The sequence below is a fragment of the Pseudomonas sp. 43mfcvi1.1 genome (genome assembly GCF_900115935.1).
Lineage (GTDB): Bacteria > Pseudomonadota > Gammaproteobacteria > Pseudomonadales > Pseudomonadaceae > Aquipseudomonas > Aquipseudomonas bijieensis.
In genome coordinates this window covers 18,607-37,610 of record NZ_UETT01000025.1, presented here as the reverse complement: position 1 = coordinate 37,610, position 19,004 = coordinate 18,607, and the positions used below count along the sequence as shown (strand labels likewise).

Annotated in this window: 21 protein-coding genes; 5 read left to right on the top strand and 16 right to left on the bottom strand. The window is 61.8% G+C overall.

Features of this window, described 5'->3' with window-relative positions; all coding sequences use genetic code 11:
* Positions 1-190: 190 nt before the first annotated feature.
* The 6 genes from DTP52_RS30345 to DTP52_RS30320 all read right to left on the bottom strand — a co-directional run bounded on the left by DTP52_RS30345 (position 191) and on the right by DTP52_RS30320 (position 5,198).
* Positions 191-958: an SDR family oxidoreductase gene (locus DTP52_RS30345; RefSeq protein ID WP_109756615.1), complete on the bottom strand. Its 768-nt coding sequence runs from the start codon at positions 956-958 to the stop codon at positions 191-193.
* Complete coding sequence (locus DTP52_RS30340; RefSeq protein WP_109756614.1) at positions 951-1,751, bottom strand: SDR family NAD(P)-dependent oxidoreductase; 801 nt, start codon at positions 1,749-1,751, stop codon at positions 951-953. Before DTP52_RS30340 ends, DTP52_RS30345 begins: the two co-directional genes overlap by 8 nt.
* Positions 1,744-2,565 carry a molybdenum cofactor biosynthesis F family protein gene (locus tag DTP52_RS30335; protein ID WP_109756613.1) on the bottom strand — a complete coding sequence of 274 codons (822 nt, stop codon included), beginning with the start codon at positions 2,563-2,565 and terminating at the stop codon, positions 1,744-1,746. The genes DTP52_RS30340 and DTP52_RS30335 overlap by 8 nt, the downstream gene beginning before the upstream one ends.
* A gap of 78 nt (positions 2,566-2,643) precedes the next feature.
* Entirely contained in the window at positions 2,644-3,303 is a 660-nt protein-coding gene (locus DTP52_RS30330; RefSeq protein ID WP_109756612.1) for a helix-turn-helix transcriptional regulator, read from the bottom strand.
* 50 nt (positions 3,304-3,353) lie between these two features.
* Entirely contained in the window at positions 3,354-3,719 is a 366-nt protein-coding gene (locus DTP52_RS30325; protein ID WP_109756611.1) for a cupin domain-containing protein, read from the bottom strand.
* A gap of 180 nt (positions 3,720-3,899) precedes the next feature.
* Positions 3,900-5,198, bottom strand: coding sequence for an FAD-binding oxidoreductase (locus DTP52_RS30320; RefSeq protein ID WP_109756610.1), 1,299 nt, complete (start codon positions 5,196-5,198; stop codon positions 3,900-3,902).
* Between the two features lie 312 nt (positions 5,199-5,510).
* Here DTP52_RS30320 and DTP52_RS30310 point away from each other — a divergent pair, with 312 nt between their 5' ends.
* From DTP52_RS30310 to hpaR (DTP52_RS30300), 3 genes are all read left to right on the top strand, one after another.
* Complete coding sequence (locus DTP52_RS30310) at positions 5,511-6,680, top strand: p-hydroxyphenylacetate 3-hydroxylase oxygenase component (protein WP_109756608.1); 1,170 nt, start codon at positions 5,511-5,513, stop codon at positions 6,678-6,680.
* A 58-nt stretch (positions 6,681-6,738) separates the two neighbouring features.
* Entirely contained in the window at positions 6,739-7,680 is a 942-nt protein-coding gene (locus DTP52_RS30305) for a p-hydroxyphenylacetate 3-hydroxylase reductase component (protein ID WP_109756607.1), read from the top strand.
* 132 nt (positions 7,681-7,812) lie between these two features.
* Positions 7,813-8,235 (top strand): homoprotocatechuate degradation operon regulator HpaR, encoded by a 423-nt coding sequence (hpaR, locus tag DTP52_RS30300; RefSeq protein ID WP_109756606.1) that lies wholly within the window; start codon positions 7,813-7,815, stop codon positions 8,233-8,235.
* 171 nt (positions 8,236-8,406) lie between these two features.
* On the opposite strand, the gene hpaI is transcribed toward hpaR (DTP52_RS30300), so the two are convergent.
* The 8 genes from hpaI to DTP52_RS30260 form a co-directional block, all read right to left on the bottom strand.
* Entirely contained in the window at positions 8,407-9,204 is a 798-nt protein-coding gene (hpaI, locus tag DTP52_RS30295) for a 4-hydroxy-2-oxoheptanedioate aldolase (RefSeq protein WP_109756605.1), read from the bottom strand.
* Between the two features lie 14 nt (positions 9,205-9,218).
* Entirely contained in the window at positions 9,219-10,022 is an 804-nt protein-coding gene (gene hpaH / locus DTP52_RS30290) for a 2-oxo-hept-4-ene-1,7-dioate hydratase (RefSeq protein ID WP_109756604.1), read from the bottom strand.
* Positions 10,023-10,034: 12 nt separating this feature from the next.
* Complete coding sequence (locus DTP52_RS30285; protein WP_109756603.1) at positions 10,035-11,339, bottom strand: MFS transporter; 1,305 nt, start codon at positions 11,337-11,339, stop codon at positions 10,035-10,037.
* A 52-nt stretch (positions 11,340-11,391) separates the two neighbouring features.
* A complete protein-coding gene (locus DTP52_RS30280) occupies positions 11,392-11,784 on the bottom strand; it encodes a 5-carboxymethyl-2-hydroxymuconate Delta-isomerase (protein WP_046065466.1) in 393 nt (130 codons plus the stop codon).
* Positions 11,785-11,829: 45 nt separating this feature from the next.
* On the bottom strand, positions 11,830-12,687 hold the full coding sequence (gene hpaD, locus DTP52_RS30275; protein ID WP_109756602.1) for a 3,4-dihydroxyphenylacetate 2,3-dioxygenase: 858 nt from the start codon (positions 12,685-12,687) through the stop codon (positions 11,830-11,832).
* Positions 12,688-12,912: 225 nt separating this feature from the next.
* Positions 12,913-14,373: a 5-carboxymethyl-2-hydroxymuconate semialdehyde dehydrogenase gene (gene hpaE, locus DTP52_RS30270; protein ID WP_109756601.1), complete on the bottom strand. Its 1,461-nt coding sequence runs from the start codon at positions 14,371-14,373 to the stop codon at positions 12,913-12,915.
* 5 nt (positions 14,374-14,378) lie between these two features.
* Positions 14,379-15,149, bottom strand: a complete 771-nt coding sequence (locus DTP52_RS30265; protein WP_109756600.1) for a fumarylacetoacetate hydrolase family protein — start codon at positions 15,147-15,149, stop codon at positions 14,379-14,381.
* Positions 15,146-15,823 carry a fumarylacetoacetate hydrolase family protein gene (locus tag DTP52_RS30260; RefSeq protein ID WP_109756599.1) on the bottom strand — a complete coding sequence of 226 codons (678 nt, stop codon included), beginning with the start codon at positions 15,821-15,823 and terminating at the stop codon, positions 15,146-15,148. The genes DTP52_RS30265 and DTP52_RS30260 overlap by 4 nt, the downstream gene beginning before the upstream one ends.
* Before the next feature lie 186 nt (positions 15,824-16,009).
* On the opposite strand from DTP52_RS30260, the gene hpaA reads away from it, so the two are divergent.
* Together hpaA and hpaR (DTP52_RS30245) are read left to right on the top strand one after the other, a co-directional pair.
* Complete coding sequence (gene hpaA, locus DTP52_RS30255) at positions 16,010-16,915, top strand: 4-hydroxyphenylacetate catabolism regulatory protein HpaA (protein ID WP_109756598.1); 906 nt, start codon at positions 16,010-16,012, stop codon at positions 16,913-16,915.
* A 214-nt stretch (positions 16,916-17,129) separates the two neighbouring features.
* Complete coding sequence (gene hpaR, locus DTP52_RS30245; protein ID WP_109756596.1) at positions 17,130-17,552, top strand: homoprotocatechuate degradation operon regulator HpaR; 423 nt, start codon at positions 17,130-17,132, stop codon at positions 17,550-17,552.
* A 52-nt stretch (positions 17,553-17,604) separates the two neighbouring features.
* Here hpaR (DTP52_RS30245) and DTP52_RS30240 read toward each other — a convergent pair whose 3' ends face one another.
* Together DTP52_RS30240 and DTP52_RS30235 are read right to left on the bottom strand one after the other, a co-directional pair.
* Entirely contained in the window at positions 17,605-17,853 is a 249-nt protein-coding gene (locus tag DTP52_RS30240) for a phage infection protein (RefSeq protein ID WP_109756595.1), read from the bottom strand.
* Positions 17,854-18,053: 200 nt separating this feature from the next.
* Positions 18,054-18,929 carry a hypothetical protein gene (locus DTP52_RS30235; RefSeq protein WP_109756594.1) on the bottom strand — a complete coding sequence of 292 codons (876 nt, stop codon included), beginning with the start codon at positions 18,927-18,929 and terminating at the stop codon, positions 18,054-18,056.
* Positions 18,930-19,004: the final 75 nt, after the last annotated feature.

Below are 19,004 nucleotides of genomic sequence, written 5' to 3'. Positions count from 1 at the left end.
TGTCGGGTAGCATTCGCCCTGATGAAAAATCAGAGCGAATACCAACCAAATTCACGGTTGCAGGGTTCCCCTGCAACATAGAATCTCCCACAGAGAGAGTTGATGGCTGGATAAAATGTGGGAGCGAGCCTGCTCGCGATGACGGTGGTCCAGCCACCCCCACCGCAAGCAGACTCACCCCCATTCAGGTTCAAACCTCCGGCAAGGTCGAACCGCCATCGACCACCAAGGTCTGTCCGGTCACATAGCCGGCCAGGCTCGATGCCAGGAACAGCATGGCGCCTGCGATGTCGTTCGGTTGGCCCAGTCGACCCAGCGGCACCCGGCAGGCGATGTCCTGATTGACCTCATCGTCGCCCAGGTTGGCCATGGCCGGTGTGGCGATCATGCCCGGTTCGACCCCGTTCACGCGGACATTCTCGGCCGCCAGTTCCAGCGCGGCGTTGCGAATGAAACCATTGACCCCGGCCTTGGAGGCCGCGTAGTGGCTGAGCCCCGGATACGCTACCCGCGGCCCGGTGACCGAGGATGTCACCAGCACGCAGCCTCGGCCCTGGCGCCGGAACATCGGCAGTGCGGCCTGGGTCAGCCAGAACAGCGCCGACAGGTTCACCGCCAGCGTTCGTTCAAGTATCGACGGGGTGATCTCGGCGAATGGCGTCAGTGGAAAATACCCGGCGTTGTGCACCAGGATATCCAGCCGGCCCAAGCGTTGCTCCAGCGCGGTCATCATCCCGAATATCGCCGTCGCGTCGGCCAGGTCGACGCCCACGGCTTGCACCTGACAGCCCACGGCGGTCAATTCGTCGGCCACTGCCTCGGCCCGGGCCAGGCCCAGGTCGGCGATGACCACCTGGGCCCCGCGCAGGGCAAACGCTTCGACGATGGCCCGGCCAATACCTTGTGCACCGCCCGTGACCAGTACGGTCTGGCCGCTGAAATCCAGATCGTCAGACATCGCTGGCCTCCATCCGGCTGAAGGCCAGCGTCGGCACGTCGACGATGCTGGAGCCGCCATCGGCCACCAGCGTCGCCCCGGTGATGATGGACGCTTCAGGCGAGGCCAGGAAACGGCAGACGTTGGCGATTTCCGTCGCGCTGGCCGGCCTGCGCAACGGCACGTCGGCGCAGACCCGGTCATAGGCCTGCTGCAAGGTTTCGCCATGGAATTGCATCAATACCTGCATCTCTTCATCGGCCATGGGCGTGCGCACCCAGCCAGGGCAAACCGCATTGACCCGCACGCCGTGAGGCCCATAGTCCCTGGCCAGGGAGCGGTTGAGACCCAGCAGAGCATGCTTGGCGGTGGTGTAGCCGCACACGTGCGGGCCCGCCGCCAATGAAGCAATGGAGGCGATCAGCACAATGTTGCCGGCGCTTTCCCGCAGCAGTGGCAGGCAAGCCCGGGCGCTGTAGAAGGCGCTGTCGAGATTGCTGCGCATGGCTGCCTCCCAGGACGACGGGGCGGTTTCGGTGGCGCTGCCCAATCCCATGCCACCGGCACAGGCCAGCAGCACATCGAGTCGGCCAAAACGCGTGCGAATCTGCTCGACGAAGCCGTCCCAGGTGTTGGGGCAGGCTGCGTCGCCCACCAGCACCAGGCCGCCGATGTCCTCGGCGAGCGCTTCCAGGGGCTCGCGACGGCGGCCGATCAGTACCAGGTTGGCGCCTTCGGCGGCATGCAGGCGGGCGCAGGCCGCACCGATGCCGGTGCCGGCACCGGTGATCACCACGGTGCGTGATTCAGGCATCGGGGTACTCCGTCTGATTGAGCACCTGGCAGTAGGAACTGACCGGGAAGTTGGAAAACTCATCGAAGGATTCACCGGCGTAGCCGAAGATTTTGCCGTCGCTGCGGTGCTGTTGCAGGTCGATCAGCACCAGGCCCAGGGTCGGGATGATCTTTTCTCGCCACACGAACAGGTACAACTGATCGGCGATCCTGTAGGTGTCGCAGCGATCGGTGTCGCACAGGCCTTGCTCAACGCCCTTGAGGCACTGCCAGGAGTAGAACTGGTCGTTGAGGTAAATGTGTTCGTAGACTTCGCTCGGGCTGTAGCGATACAGGTTGCGCAGCCCCACCAGCTCGGTGGTCGGTGCGTGCGGGCACAGGCCAGGCTGCCAGGGACGGTCGAGACTGCCGTGCAGGAATTGCGTTTGAACCGAGGTCAGGGGCTTGCCGGTCAACGCGCGGCTGTAGAGACCTTCACCGGTTTCTTGCTGGCTCGGCATGCGGCCGATCACGGCGGTGAAGGCGGCGCTGGCGGTATCGAGCACCAGGCTTACCGACGACGTCAGCTCGCCTTCGCGCTTGATGAAGTCCACCAGGTACAGGCCCGGGCGTACGGATGTGGCCCGGTAGGTCGCGGTGCCGCTGGAATGCCCATCGGCGGCGCTCCAGGTCAGGGTGTCCTGTTCGAAGCGGTGCTCGATCTGCCAGCCGTTGGCGAAATGCAGGGTGAAGGTCTTGCCGTCCAGGTCAGCCAGGTTTGGCAGGATGAAGGCTTCGGGGGCAAAGCCATCGGCCAGGGCGCCGACGGTGATCCAGTCTGAAGATGTGCTCATTGCAAGGCTCCGGTGGTTGAAGTAGCCACTCGGATCATGGAGCGCCGGGCAACGACGGCCTATCAACCAAATGGTTGATCAGAGGAACAGTGCGCTGACCAACTCGGTGCGACTGCTCACACCGACTTTGCGGAACAGGTGGATCAGGTGAGTCTTGATGGTCGGCAAGCCGACGTCCAGTTCCCGGGCCAATTGTTTGTTGCTGACGCCTTGGCGCAGTAGCCAGGCGATCTGGCGCTCCTTGGGCGTCAGGTCGGCCAGTGCATCTTCATGGGCCGGTAGATGGGCCACGGCCAGTTGCAGCAAGGCCTGCAACGCGTTCAGTTGGCTCAACTGCTGAGAGGTGAAGACACCTTGCTCGGCGGTGCGCAGCAACGAAATCGCGGCTTGGGGCTGGCCGTCTCGATGGGCGAAGACTTCCACCACGTCGACCACGCCGTAGCGTTGCAGAAAGTCGCGATAACGATGGTTGTCACGCAGCGGTTGGCGAGCCATCGCCAGCCCCAACGGCACCACGGCCAGCTCGCTGGACGCACAGCGGCGCGGATGCAGTGGGTCGAACTGGCGGTAGTTGTCCAGGTAGTCGCGGTGCATCTCGCCGCTCATCCCATGGAGGCTGAAGTCGTGGACTTGCAGGTGTCGATCCACGCAGTAGAACGCCGCCCGACTGACAGGAACCAGCTGGGTGAAGGCGTGCAGGCACTGGCCGGCGATGTCCTGGGTCGGGATGACGTTCATGGGGCAAACCTTCGCAAGGGGCCGCCGGTGGGGCCGGCAGCCCGGTGCGGTCAGACTACCGCGAAGTAGTGCTTGACGAAACTTTCGCTGACCACTTCCCACAGCACCGGCGTGCCCTTGGTCACGAACCAGCTGTCGCCGGCCGTGTAGCGGGTGCTCTGGCCGGTGGCCTCGTCGGTGAGGACCACTTCACCGGTGACCACGGTGGCTTGTTCGGCGAACGGGTAGACCATCCGGAACTTGCCTTGGGTGGTGCCGAAGTAGGCGCTGCTGACCGGGTCGGTGGGGGCGCCGAAGGTCATCTTGCCGAAGGCCTTGACTTCGCCTTCGAGAATCTGCGAACCGAGATCGGCGACGGTGCCCCAGGCGTCCAGGTCGGACAGCTGGATGTCTTTTTCGAGGGTGATGAGGGGCATGGCAGTGACTCCTGGTGAGTGAAAAACAGCGAAGTTGAATGGGGCTTTTTTGGCGAGGGGATTTATCCCCGCTGGGCGCGCAGCGGCCCTGAAAAACTTGTATCTGTGCTGCTTTTTGGCTGCTTCGCAGCCAGCGTGGATAAATCCCCTCGCCACCGGGTTTATGTTCAACCGCTCGTCTCAGCGCCGGCCGTTCCAGTAACCCGACAGCTGATGCCAGGACTTGCCGGCGGTCAGCAGCAATGGACGAATGGCGTCTTTGCCGATGATGGTCGGGCGATGGATCGAGCTGACCAGGTCGTAGCGCGCCGAGCCTTCGCTCATGCCCTCGGCCAGCACCTTGCAGATAATGTGGCTTGGGGTGACGCCAAAACCTGAGTAGCCCTGGACGAAAAACGCGTTGCTGCGGCCGGGCAGGGTGCCGATCTGCGGAAACAGGTTCGGGCTGCACGCCATCGGGCCGCCCCAGGCCAGGTCGATCTTCACGTTCTTGAGGTACGGGAAAATTTTCAGCATCAGGCGCCGGTTCCAGGCCTTGAGATCCTGGGGGATATGCTCCACCAATGGCGTGGCGGCGCCGAACAGCAGGCGGTTTTCGTTGGTGACGCGGTAATAGTCGATCACCGGACGAATGTCGCTGTAGGCGCCGCGAATCGGGCTGATGCGCTGGATCAGTTCGTCCGACAACGGCTCGGTCATCATCTGGAAGGCGTAGGTGTTGATGGTCGAACGGTGCAGTTCCGGCTCCAGCTTGTTGAGGAAACTGTCGCAGGCCCAAAGCAGCTTGCAGGCCTTCACCGAGCCGCGTCCGGTGCGCACGGTGATGCGTTCGCCATAGCTGACTTCCAGGGCCGGGCTGTTCTCGAAAATCCGCACACCGTGGCTGACCAGGGCCTTGGCTTCACCCAGCAACAGGTTCAGCGAGTGCACATGCCCGCCGCCCATGTGCAGCAATGCGCTGCCGTAGGCCTTGGAGCCGATGATCTGCTGCACGTCGGAGCCGCCGAGAAAGCGGATCTCGTGCTTGCTGTTGATCGACTTGAAGTCTTTTTCCCAAGCCCGCAGGGTCTTTTCCTGGCGGGCGTTGAAACCCATGTAGCCGTAGCCGTGGCAGAAATCGGCGTCGATATCGTATTTGGCGATACGGTCCTTGATGATGTCGGCGCCCAGGTCGCTGATCTCGAAGACCTGGCGCAGGCCGTCTTCACCTACGTCCTTCTTGATCTTTTCCAGGTCGTGACCGATGCCGGCCATGATCTGTCCGCCATTGCGCCCGGTGCCGCCGAACCCAAGGTAACGCGCCTCCAGCACCACGATGTTGGTGATGCCTTTTTCGGCGAGCTCCAGCGCGGTATTGATGCCGGAGAAACCGCCGCCAATCACCACGACATCGGCTTCTACGTCCTGTTCCAGGGTGGGGAAGCTGAGGTTGTATTTCTTGGTGGCCGTGTAATAGGTGGGCGTTTCGATATTGATCATGACGCAACCTGACAAAGTGAAAGGAAACTCCGTTGCAACGCCTACACAAGGCATTGCAGGGGATGGCTCTATTAAGGGCCCTGATGAGGGCGCCTGTCTTGATCATCCGTGCCGGGGTATTTGACCGAGCGCGCCATGGGACCGAAACCTGCCCCATGAAAAGTACAATCTTGGATCTGGAAGGTGCATTTTTCACCTGCTTGCGATTGCCCATACTGGACCGGCCTTAATCGCTGATCCCTTTGCTTGTGCAACCTTGGGTTGTCGGGCAAAGGCGGGATCGGCAGATGCCAATAATAAAAGAGCCCGTCCATGAAAAAGCCAAATCCGCTGCTCGAAGACCTCAAGCCCCTCCTGCCGGTCATTGCCGCCAATGCCTTCCAGGCGGAGAAAGACCGTAGCGTGCCTGCCGAGAATATCGCCTTGCTCAAAAGCATTGGCATGCACCGGGCCTTCCAGCCAAAACCATACGGTGGCCTGGAGATTTCCCTGCCGCAGTTCGCCGACTGCATCGCGCTGCTGGCCGGTGCCTGTGCCAGCACGGCCTGGGCCATGAGCCTGTTGTGCACCCACAGCCATCAGTTGGCAATGTTCCCGGCCAAGGCCCAGCAGGACATCTGGGGCGATGACCCCGATGCCACCGCCAGCAGCAGCATCGCACCGTTTGGTCGCACCGAGGAAGTCGAGGGCGGTGTGATGTTCAGCGGTGAAATGGGCTGGAGCAGCGGCTGCGATCATGCCGAATGGGCGATCGTGGGGTTTCGCCGTAAAAACGCCGAAGGCACCCAGGATTATTGCTTTGCGGTGCTGCCGCGCAGTGACTATGAAATTCGCGATGACTGGTTCGCGGTGGGCATGCGTGGCAGTGGCAGCAAGACCTTGATCATTGACAACGCTTTCGTGCCGGAACATCGGATCCAGAAAGCCAAGGACATGATGGAAGGCAAGTCCGGCGGGTTCGGTCTGTACCCTGACAGCAAGATTTTCTACTCACCGTACCGGCCGTACTTCGCCAGCGGTTTCTCCACGGTCAGCCTGGGCGTGGCCGAACGCATGCTGGAGGTCTTTCGCGAGAAAACCAGGAACCGCGTACGGGCCTATACCGGTGCGGCCGTCGGTGCCGCCACCCCGGCGTTGATGCGCCTGGCCGAGTCTACCCATCAGGTGGCGGCAGCCCGTGCCTTCCTGGAAAAAACCTGGCAGGAGCACGCCGAGTACGGCGAGCGCCACGAATACCCAAGCCGGGAAACCCTGGCGTTCTGGCGGACCAACCAGGGCTACGCCACCAAGATGTGCATCCAGGCCGTCGACCGTTTGATGGAGGCGGCCGGTGGCGGCGCCTGGTTCGAAAACAATGAATTGCAGCGATTGTTCCGCGACGCCCACCTGACCGGCGCCCATGCCTACACCGACTACGACGTCTGCGCGCAGATCCTCGGTCGTGAGTTGATGGGCCTTGAGCCTGACCCTTCCATGGTTTGACCGCCTGTCCTCCAGAACAATAATCGAGGCCGTCGCTTGAGGCGGCCGGGAGTCTTGCATGTCCAGTCTTTGTAATACCGCTTTCGACACCCGTGCGTTCCGCCGGGCCCTGGGTAACTTTGCCACCGGCGTGACCGTGGTCACGGCTGCCACTGAAGATGGCCGCAAGGTCGGTGTGACGGCCAACAGTTTCAACTCGGTGTCCCTGGACCCGCCACTGATCCTGTGGAGCATCGACAAGCGCTCCAGCAGTCACGAGGTGTTCGAAGCCGCCAGCCATTTTGCGGTGAACGTGCTGGCCGCCGACCAGATAGACCTGTCGAACAACTTCGCCCGGCCCAAGGAGGACCGTTTCGCTGAAATCCAATTCGACATCGGCGAAGGCGGTGCTCCGGTATTTGTGGACTGCTCGGCGCGTTTTCACTGTGAAAAATTCCAGCAGGTCGATGGCGGCGATCATTGGATCATGATCGGCAAGGTCGTGGCTTTTGATGACTTCGGCCGCTCACCGCTGCTCTACCACCAGGGCGCTTACTCGATGGTCTTGCCCCACACTCGCATGACCAGGCGGGAAGAGGGCCAGTCCCCCAGCAGCCACTTCCAGGGGCGCTTGAGCCACAACCTGTATTACCTGATGACCCAGGCACTGCGGGCCTACCAGGCCAGCTACCAGCCACGTCAGTTGTCCACGGGGTTACGCACCAGCGAAGCGCGGATGTTGATGGTGCTGGAGAACGACGCCGGGCTGAACCTGTGCGACCTGCAGCGGGAAGTGGCGATGCCGGTGCGCGAGATCGAAGAAGCCGTGGCCAACCTCAAGCGCAAGGGGCTGGTGAGCGATGAGGGCGAGCGGGTACGCCTGACTGTCAAAGGCATCGATGAGACCGAAGGGCTCTGGGCCATCGCCAAGGAGCAGCAGGACAAGGTGTTCGGCCAGTTCAGCGAGGAACAGGTCGAGCATTTCAAAGAGGTGCTCAAGGGCGTGATCAAGGGCGCTTGAGCTGTTACAGGCGTTCAGGCGCGAGTCCAATCCTTGTGGCAGGGGAATAATCCTCTTGCCACAGGTAACTCGGCGCCGAAGCTGTTAGGATTTAGTTAACTCGTTAACTAATCCTCCTCGCGACTACTCTCCATGCCCAAACCGCGCCAATCCTTGACCCTCACCCTGCTACAGGCCCGTGAAGCGGCCATGGGGTTTTTCCGACCTTCCCTCAATCAACATGGCTTGACCGAGCAGCAATGGCGGGTCATCCGTATTCTCAGCCAGCACGACGAGCTGGAGATCAATCGCCTGGCCGAGCTGGCCTGCATCCTCAAGCCCAGCATGACCGGTGTGCTGGTGCGCATGGAAGCGGCGGGCATGGTGGAGCGGCGCAAGGCCGAACAGGATCAGCGCCGGGTGCTGGTGCGCCTGGCGCCGCAAGGGCAAGCGAGCTTCGATTCGATGAGCCAGAGCATGGAAGAGAATTACCAGCGTCTGCAGGACAAGTTAGGGGAGGAAAAATTGCAGACGTTGCTGGGGTTGCTCAATGACCTGAAGGCGATCAGGCGTTGAGATCGCCAAGAGAGGTCAGCTTTTGTGGCGAGGGGATTTATCCCCGTTGGGCTGCGCAGCAGCCCCTGGAAAAGCCACCTTGATGGACCCGAAACACCGAGTCGGCAGATATAGGGCCTGCTGCGCAGTCCAGCGGGGATAAATCCCCTCGCCACATGGGATGCGGCAAACTCAGTACACGCCGCCAGCCGCAGGTTTTGGTGTGTCTTTGAACATCGCCGCCAGCGTTTGCAAACCCCGCATCAACACCGTCGTATCCACGCCCACCGCGACAAATGCCGCGCCGAGTTCGATGTAGCGGCGGGCCAGTTTCTCATCGGCGCTGAGAATCCCGGCCGCTTTAGCAGCCTTGCGGATGCGGGCGATGGCGTCTTCGATGGCCGCTTGCACATCCGGGTGCCCTGGATTGCCACGAAAGCCCATGGACGCGCTCAAGTCCGCCGGGCCGATAAAGACCCCATCCACGCCTTCCACCGCCGCAATGGCATCCAGGTTGGCCAGGCCTTCGCGGCTTTCGATCTGCACCAGCAGGCACATCTGTTCATCGGCTTTATCGAGATAGCCGGGGATGCTGTTCCAGCGTGACGCCCGGGCCAGTGCGCTGCCTACACCACGTACACCGTGGGGCGGGTAGTGGATGGCGCGCACCAGTTCGCGCGCCTGCCCGGCACTTTCCACCATCGGCACCAGCAAGGTCTGCACGCCGATGTCGAGCACTTGCTTGATCAGTGCCGTGTCACCGATCACTGGACGTATCACCGGCTGGCTGGGGTAGGGGGCCACGGCCTGGAGTTGGCCGAGCAGGGTGCGCAAGTCGTTGGGCGCGTGTTCACCGTCGATCAGCAGCCAGTCGAAGCCGGCATTGGCCGCCAGTTCCGCACAGTAGGCATCGGCCAACCCCAGCCACAGGCCGATCTGCGCCTCGCCGCTGCGCAGGCGTTGCTTGAAGGTATTGATGGGCATGTCCATGAGGCGGTCTCCGATCAGACGAAACGGCAGGCGATGGAACCGAGCATGTCGTAGTCGACATGGAAGGTATCGCCGGGGTTGGCGGCCACGGGGCGGGTGAAGGAACCACCGAGGATGATCTGTCCTGGTTGCAGCGTAACGTCATAAGCCGCCAGCTTGTTCGCCAGCCAGGCCACGCCTTTGGCCGGGTGATTGAGCACCGCCGCCGAGACGCCGGATTCTTCGATCACGCCGTTGCGGTAGAGCACCGCCGGCACTTTGCGCAGGTCAATCTCGGTCGGGCGTACGGCGCGACCGCCCATGACCACGCCGGCATTGGCGGCGTTGTCGGAGATGGTGTCGAAGACCTTGCGGGTTGCCTTGGTCTGCGGATCGATCTGCTGGATACGCGCATCGATGATTTCCAGCGCCGGGATCACCCATTCGGTGGTGTCGAGCACGTCGAACACCGTCACGTTCGGGCCTTTCAACGGCTTGCCGAGAATGAACGCCAGCTCCACTTCCACCCGTGGCACGATGAAGCGCTCGAACGGGATGTCGGTGCCTTCGTCGAAAAACATGTCGTCGAGCAGCGCGCCGTAGTCCGGCTCGGTGATGTTCGACGATACCTGCATGGCCCGGGAGGTCAGGCCGATCTTGTGGCCGACCAGCTTGCGCCCGTCCTTGATCTTTTGTGCCACCCACGCACGCTGGATGGCGTAGGCATCCTCGATGGTGATGTCCGGGTGGTCGAGGGAAAACTGCCGCACCTGCTCGCGGCAGCGCTCGGCTTGGTCGAGGCGGGCGGCGGCTTGCTGGATGAAGTTCTGGTCGAGCATGGCAAGGGTCTCTTAGTGAGGATTGACGATGGCGGCCCGGGTGCGCAGCACCAGCAAGCCGCCAAGGGCGATGAGCAGGGCCAGCACATACAGGGCGAGGCTGGCGCTCTGGGTGGTGTCGCGCATCCAGCCGATCAGGTAGGGCGCGAAGAATGAGGCGATGCTGCCGAAGGAGCTGATCAGCGCGATCCCGGCGGCTTGGGTACCGTTGGACAGGAACGCCGGCGGCAATTGCCAGAACATCGGCAACGCCGCGCTGGCGCCCATGCCGGCGACGATCAGGCCAGCCAGCACCAGGGTCGGGTTGCCGGGTGAAAGCCCGGCGAGCGCAATGCCCAGCGCTGCCATCAACAGCGGCACACACAGGTGCCAGCGGCGTTCGCGATTGCGGTCAGAGGAACGCCCGCAACCGATCATGAAGAAGCAGCCGGCCAGATAGGGCACGGCGCTGAGTAGCCCGACCTTGCCGTCGCTGCCGATGCCGGCGCCGTGGATCAGGGTGGGCATCCAGAAGGCCAGGGTGTTCACCGCCAGCATCACGGCGAAGTACACCGCTACCAGCAACCAGACCTGCGGGTTGTTGAGGATCGCCGAGAACGAGGTGATGGATTTGCGCTGTTCTTCAAGACTCAGTTGTTCGCGCAGTTGCTGCTTGGCTTGTGGTGTGAGCCACTTGACCGCCTCGAAACTGTCCGGCAGGCACTTGAGCACGACGAGGCCCAGGAGGATCACCGGCAGCCCTTCGATGACGAACATCCATTGCCAGCCGCGCAGGCCGCCAAGGTCATGGAAATGCTCGAGAATGCCGCCGGACAATGGCCCGCCAATCACCCCGGCCATCGGCACGGCGATGGCGAACAACGCGGTCACCTGGGCCCGGCGCCGGGCCGGATACCAACGGTTGAGGAAAACCAGGATGCCAGGAAAGAAACCGGCCTCGGCCACGCCGAGCAGAAAGCGCAACAGGTAGAAACCGGCGGCGCTTTCGATGAGGAACATGCCGGTGGACAAGGCGCCCCAGACCACCATCAGCGTGGCGATCCAGCGCCGCGGACCGACGCGATCCAGGGCCATGTTGCTGGGTACGCCAAACAGTGCATAGGCGATGAAGAACAGCCCGGCGCCAACACCGTAGACCGTGTCGCTGAACTGCAGGTCGGCGCTCATCTGCATCTTCGCGAAACCGATGTTGATGCGATCCAGGTGGGCGAAGAGGTAACAGACCAGCAGCAGCGGCATCAGCCGCCAGGTGATGGTGGCATGGGTGCGGTCGTGCGCGACAGTGCCGGCAGTGTCGGCGGTATTGGCTGTGCTCATTATCTTGTACTTTTTGTCAGAGAGGCCGATGGGGAGCGCGGGGCAGACGGATTCAGCTGGCCTGGCCCTTGAGGAAGGCGTGGACGTTGTTGGCCTTGAAATTGAGCTGTTCGTGCAGCTCGATCATCTCGAAGGACAGGGCCAGCAGGCGTTGGGCCTGGAGTTCGGCGAAATGCGCGGTGATCACCTCGAAGAGTTTTTCCGCGACTTTCTGGCGCGTGGCGAGGTCGCGGCCATGGCCGACTTTCAAGGTCATGTGAACGAAGGCGTAGTCGTGCTTGCCGTCGGCCATGCGCCAGGTGTCCAGGCGCACGCCACGGCTGCGGATGCCGCCCAGGGGAAACACGCCGCTGTCGCCCAGCAAGGCGTGGACCTTTTCAAACAGGCCGGGCAGGTCGGCCTGCTGTTCGATGTTGTCGGTGTATTCAGCGATGAAATGCGGCATGAACGGCTCCTTCAGGCCGCACGGGGATGCCGTACGGCCGCAGTGTCAAACGGGGAAGACAGCGTTGATCTGTCCGGTGCCGGAACTGCCGAAAGGTTCGGTGATGATCTCGGCGGGCTTGTCGTAGTCCGGTCCGCCGAGCAGCCCCAGCAGCATCGCCGTGTCATGCATCTTGCCTTCGCCAAAGCAGTGTTCGGCGTAGTCCGGAAGCATGGCGCAGAACTCTTTCCAGCGGCCCTGGCGCCACAGTTCGACGACGTGCAGGTCGACTTGTTTATCGAACTCGCGGGTCCAGTTGTGGATGTTGGCTTCGGCGTCGCGATCATCGGAAAAACGGTGCGACAGCGAGCCGGAAGCCAGCACCAGTACCTTGCGATCGCTTTTCTCGATGGCCCGGCGCACGGCGGCGCCAAAGGTGAAGCTGTCTTGCAGACGGTGCCAGGCGCACCAGGCGGCAATCGACACGACGTTAAATTTCTGTGCCTGCGGGACATCCATGTGCATGTAGCGCATGGGCACCAGCGTGCCGTATTCCAGCTCCAGGCTTGGGATGTTGTGGGCCAGGGTGCGCACGTCGGCGGCATTGGCCTCGGCGGCGATCAATTCGCCCAGTTCCGGGGCCCCCGAGTACTCGTACTCCATGTTCTTGATGAAGTGCGGCAGTTCGTTGCTGGTGTAGATGCCTTTGAATTGTTCGCCACTGTTGACGTGATAGGCACTGTTGACCAGCCAGTGCACGTCGAACACCACGGCAGTGTCGGCGCCCAGTTCGCGGGCGCGGCGGCCGATCTCCTTGTGGCCGGCAATCGCCGCCGCGCGGCAGCCGTGGTGCTTGCCGGGCAGCTCGGACAGGTACATCGAGGGAACGTGGCAGATTTTCGCAGCCAGGACGACTTCGCCCATGATGATTCTCCTGAAAAAATTGTTCTTGTTGAGCTTCGAGTAATCGGTGAGTCACAGCGCCTGTGGTGAGGGATATCCCCTCTATGTGGGAGCAAAGCTTGCTCGCGAAACAGGCGCCCCGATTTCTGAAAAAACCGCATCGCCTTCATCGCGGGCAAGCCTTGCTCCCACAGGAACAGGGATAAATCCCCTCGCCGCAGGGTTTATCATCAGGCTTGGTTGGGTTTACACCCCCCACCGCGGTATGTGATGACTGCCCATGGAAATGCAGACGTTCTTGATCTCGGCGAACACTTCAAAGCTGTACTGTCCACCTTCGCGGCCGGTTCCGGAACCCTTTACGCCGCCGAAAGGCTGGCGCAGGTCACGTACGTTCTGGCTGTTGATGAACACCATGCCGGCCTCGATGCCATGGGCCAGGCGATGGGCCTTGCCGATGTCCTGGGTCCAGATATACGAGGCCAGGCCGTATTCGGTGTCGTTGGCCAATTGCAGGGCTTGGGCCTCGTCCTTGAACGGGATCAGGCACACCACCGGCCCGAAGATTTCTTCCTGGGCGATACGCATGTTGTTGTTCACGTCGGCGAACACTGTCGGCTGGATGAACTGGCCGCGGCTCAAGTGGGCCGGCAAATTGGCCGGACGTTCCAGGCCACCGGCCAGGAGGGTGGCACCTTCTTCGAGACCGATCTTGATGTAGCCGGTGACCTTGTCGTAGTGGGCCTGGGTGATCATCGAGCCGACCTGGGTTTTCGGATCCTGCGGATCGCCGACGATCAGGCGCTTGGCCCGGGCGGCGAACTCGGCCACGAACTGCGGGTAGACGCTTTCCTGGATGAAGATCCGGCTGCCGGCGGTGCAGCGTTCGCCATTGAGGGAAAAAATGGTGAACAGCGCCGCATCAAGGGCCCGCTCAAGGTCGGCGTCTTCGAAAATCAGTACCGGCGACTTGCCGCCCAGTTCCATCGAATACTTTTTCAAACCGGCTGTCTGCATGATTTTCTTGCCGGTGGCAGTGCCGCCGGTGAAGGAAATCGCTCGCACATCCGGGTGGCGCACCAACGCATCGCCAGCGGTTGCGCCATAGCCCTGGATCACGTTCAGCACGCCATTGGGCAGGCCAGCCTCGACCGCCAGGCGACCCAGCTCGTTGGCGGTCAGCGGCGACAGCTCGGACATTTTCAGCACGGCAGTATTGCCCAATGCCAGGCATGGCGCGGTCTTCCAGGTCGCGGTCATGAACGGCACGTTCCACGGCGATACCAGTCCACAGACCCCCACCGGCTGGTACAGGGTGTAGTTGAGCATCTGGTCGTCGACCGGATAGGTATGACCGTCCATCCGCGTGCAGACTTCGGCAAAGAAGTCGAAGTTGTGGGAGGCCCGAGGGATCAGCACGTTCTTGGTCTGGTGGATCGGCAAACCGGTGTCGAGGGTTTCCAGTTCGGCCAGCTTAGGCACGTTTTGCTCGATCAGCTCACCGAGTTTGCGCATCAGTCGGGCGCGTTCCTTGGCCGGGGTGTTGGCCCATTTCGGAAACGCTTCCTTGGCTGCTGCGACTGCTTGGGCCACTTCCTCGGCACCGCCGCTGGCAACTTCGCCGATGGCTTCGCCAGTGGCCGGGTTGTAGTTGACGAAGACGTCTTTGCTTTCGACCTCACGGCCGTTGATCCAGTGTTTGATCATGCTGCTCAAGCCTCTTTACGGGATGCGAAGAACTCGGCTTCGCTGACAATGTGGTTGACCAGGCGACCGACGCCTTGCACTTCCACGATCACTTCATCGCCGGGCACCACGTCCGCCAGGCCTTCCGGCGTGCCGGTGGCGATCATGTCGCCGGGTTGCAAGGTCATGAAGCCGGACAGGTATTCGATCAGGTAGGGGATGTCGAAAATCATGTCCTTCGTGCTGCCTTCCTGGCGCAGTTCACCGTTGATCCAGGTGCGCAGCGTCAGGTTGCTCGGGTCCGGCACATCGGCCACATCGACGATCCATGGGCCGACAGGCGTGGTGGCGTCGCGGTTCTTCACCCGCAGGTTGGGGCGGTAGTAGTTTTCCAGGTAGTCGCGAATCGCGTAGTCGTTGCACACGGTGTAGCCGGCCAGGTAGTCCAATGCATCCTCGCGCTTGACGTTGCGTGCCTCCTTGCCGATGACCGCCACCAGTTCGCACTCGTAATGCATGTAGGCGACGTTGTCGGGGCGCCAGGTCACCTGGTTGTGGCCGGTGTAGGTGCCGGGTGACTTGATGAACGCCAGGGGTTCGGTCGGCGGTTTGAACGCCAGTTCGGCGGCGTGATCGGCGTAGTTCAGGCCCAGGGCGAACATGCTGCCTTCCGCCGGTGGCAGCCACTGGACCTGATCCTCGGCCAACAGGCGACCGTCGGCCAGGCGCACGGCGTTGTCGGCTTCAACGGTAACGGCGTGGATCTGGCCGTCAAAACGAATGCGCGCGTGTTTCATGAACCTGCTCCTGTTTCCTCGGCCACGACGGTATTGACGAGACGGCCCAGGCCGCTGATCTCCACTTCGACACGATCGCCGGGCTGGACATCGACCCGACCTTCAGGTGTGCCGGTGATCAGCACGTCGCCGGCATGCAGGGTCATGAATTCGCTGATCTCGGCGATCAATTGGGGAATATTGCGGACGAAGTTCGCCGTGCTGTTTTGCTGGCGTACCTCGCCGTTGACATACAGGGTGATCGCCAGGCTGTGAGGGTCGGTCACCTGGGCGGTCGGCACCAGTTCCGGGCCGACGGCACAGAAGCCGTCCCGGCACTTGGCCTTGACGGCGGGGCGGTAGTAGCTGTCTTCCGGCAGGCTGAATTCATTGACGACGGTGTAGCCGGCCACGTAGTCCAAGGCTTGGGCGGCGCTGACGCGACTGGCCGACTTGCCCATCACCACGCCAAGCGCCGGCCCTGGTTGCAGTATTTCGCCGTGACCGGGATGAACCACATCGGCGTCGTGCCGGTTACGGGTATTGGGCGTCTTGATGAATAGCACAGGCTTGAGCGGCGGCTTCTGATAGGGCGGTTGCTCGAACTCGGCGAGGCGCTGCTTCAGCAGCCCCTGGTAGTTCAGCGCGACCCCGAACAGGGTGCCGGTCGCGACGTCATGCAGGGCACGGCTCATGCTTGTCTCCTGGCGATGGCAGAGGGATGAGGGCTCTGCGGCTATTGTTAATGTGTTAACAGTTATAATTAATATGTTAACTATCGTCAAGCGTGACAGAATGACCGGGCACTGGTTGCCTTGTCGGATTCGAGGCAGGATGAGTACGACAGGCACCTGAACCAGAATAAAAACGAGTACTGCGTGATGACTGACCGCCAGCCGATCCCGAACATCAACATCGGTCAGGTGTACGACCAGCGTTACAGCGACGCCGAAGTGCATTACGACCGGCTCGCCAACCTGGCCGACTTTTTCGGCCGCAACATGCCGGTCCACCGCCACGATCGTTTCTTTCAGGTGCACTACGTCAAGAGCGGCACCGTGCGCGTGTATCTCGATGACCAGCAGTACGTCGAGTCCGGCCCGATGTTTTTTCTCACCCCGCCGACCATCCCCCATTCCTTCGTGACCGAGGCTGACAGTGACGGGCATGTTCTGACGGTGCGCCAGCAATTGGTATGGCAGCTGATCGACGCCGACCCGAGCCTGGCGCCGGCAGGCGTGCAAATGCCGGCCGCCTGTGTGGCGCTGGCGCAACTGGGGCTTGAGCAGGCGGGGGAGGTGCGACGGCTGGAGTACCTGTTCGAGGAGCTGAGCGAGGAGGTGGTGGCGGGGCGTCCGGGACGCAGCGCAGCGCTGGACGGGTTGACGCGGCTGATCATGATCAGTCTATTGCGCTTGTGTTCGAACTCCCTGGAGGCCAGGCCGGCGCGGCATGAGGACCTGAAGATCTTTCATCGCTTCAACGAGCTGATCGAGGCTCACTACCTGCAGCACTGGCCGCTGTCGCGCTATGCCGAAGGCATCGGCGTGACCGAGGCGCGCCTTAACGACGTGTGCCGACGTATCGCCGACCTGCCTTCCAAGCGCCTGATCATGGAGCGGCTGATGCAAGAGGCCAAGCGCCTGTTGTTGTTCACCGGCAGCTCGGCCAATGAAATCTGCTACCAGCTCGGGTTCAAGGATCCGGCGTATTTCAGCCGGTTTTTCCAGCGTTACGCGCAGCTTACTCCGGGGGAGTATCGCCAGCGGCAATCGGGGTTGCGTTGAGCACCACTAATGATGGAGACCAATACTTATTTGTGGCGAGGGGATTTATCCCCGTTGGGCTGCGAAGCAGACCCAATGAGTCGATGCGCCGCAGAGTCTCATCTGAGGGCCGCTTCGCGCCCGAGCGGGGATAAATCCCCTCGCCACGGCTGCTCTTGCAGCGGTGTGATGGCGACACTAAGCTGCCGACTCGCCCATTCAAATCAATCCGAACATGGCCAACCCCAGACCTTCATTGACCCTGACGCTGTTGCAAGCCCGCGAAGCCGCCATGGCTTTTTTTCGACCGGCGCTGAACCAGCATGACCTCACGGAACAGCAATGGCGGGTGATTCGCATCCTGTACCAGCAAGGGGAGCTGGAAAGCCATCAGCTCGCTCATCAGGCCTGTATCCTCAAGCCGAGCATGACCGGTGTGCTCAGTCGCCTGGAGCGTGATGGCCTGGTGCGTCGGCAGAAGTCCAGCCAGGATCAGCGGCGGGTCTTTGTCGGGCTGACCGAGCTTGGCCAGCAGTGCTTCGTGTCCATGAGCGAAGGCATGGAAAGCAACTATCGGCGGATCGAAGAACAGTTCGGCGAGGAAAAGATGCAGCAACTGCTTGCGTTGCTCAATGAGCTGAAGAACATCAAGCCTTGAGCCTTATTGGCTTTTGTGGCGAAGGAGCAAGCTCCCACGCCACAAAATCGCTTCACACCGCACTGCGTTCACGCAATTCCTGCAACCGATCAGCACCACCTTCCGCCACGCGATTCTCGATCAAGCGATCAGAGCCGCCTTCGGCCACGCGATTCTGGATCAAACGATCGGAGCCGCCTTCAGCCAGTTGATGCGCAGCCTGGGCCGGGGCGTTCTTTGCCGAGGCCGCGTTCGACAGGCCGACACCGCCCACCAATGTCAGGGCGATAGCCAGGGACGATACTTTCGAGAAATTGAACATGATGACTCTCCTTGCGCTTGATTGAGTGGGCCGTGGCAGCGAATGTGTTGCTGTCCGGTGATCAAAGTTAAACGCGCGGATGTATCGACGGTGTGTGTCGGGAGAGGGCGAAATCCATTGTTTCGTATCAGTCCGCACTTCATATACAGACTGATACAAACTCAGTAAAGCGAGGGCAAGCGGATGGCTTGAAGGCCTGATCAAGGCTGGGCCAGGGCTTGTTTCAGTTGGTCCACCAAGGTCGGCGTCATGTAGTGCGGCCCGTCGAACAAGTAGAGCGGGTAGCCTGCATAGGCCGCCAGTTGGGGTGTGAGTTCGGCGACTGTGGCGGAGCGGAAGCCGCCGCCGTATTGGGGACGGAAGGCTTCGACGATGATTCGCACGCGATCCTTGCCAAGTCGATCACGCAGGGCATCTGCATAGTTCCGGGCCACCGGGGCGGTGCGGGCGTAGACGCCGACGCCGTCCTGGAAAAACACGCCGATGTCGTTCGGCAACCACTGCTTGAGCCAGTCTGCGGTAGCGGTGGGGCCGATGTTGGCGCCATCGTAGACGCTGATCCACAGCGGGCGCGGCAGTTTGGCCAGCAAGGCCGGCAACTCCTTGGCAGCCGCCCAACTGGGGTCGACTTCGGCCGGAAAGTACCAGCCGGTGACATGCAATGGTGTCGGCAACCCGGCAATACGCTCCGACAGCGCTGCCAGTTGCTCGATGTCGTCCCGTGAGCGGTTTTCACTGAAGTAGCCAGCCAGCCCGAGGATGACATCCTGGGCCCAGGGCGTCTTGGCGATGCGCGCCCAGTCCGGCAGTACCGGTACGCTGGGCAGGCCGGTGCCGGGCACGAAGGCCTGGTCGTCCACTACAGTCCATTGCACCAGCAACTCGTGCACCCCCAGTCTTTCCCAATTGCCGCTGATGCCGACGGTCTGGTTGTCCGGCTGCCAGACGATACCGACGATGTTCGGTTTCGCAGTGATAGTGCTCATGTAGTACGTCCCTGTACCTGCGCCGAGGAGCACGGCCAGTAACAGCGCCGCGACGGTCTTGCGGTTGACGAGCGTTGCGAAGCTTTTCAAACAAGTCCCTTCTGGAGGCAGTGTAGTCGCGGCTCGGCAAGGCGAACCGCTTTTCGTACCGATGGACCGGGCATC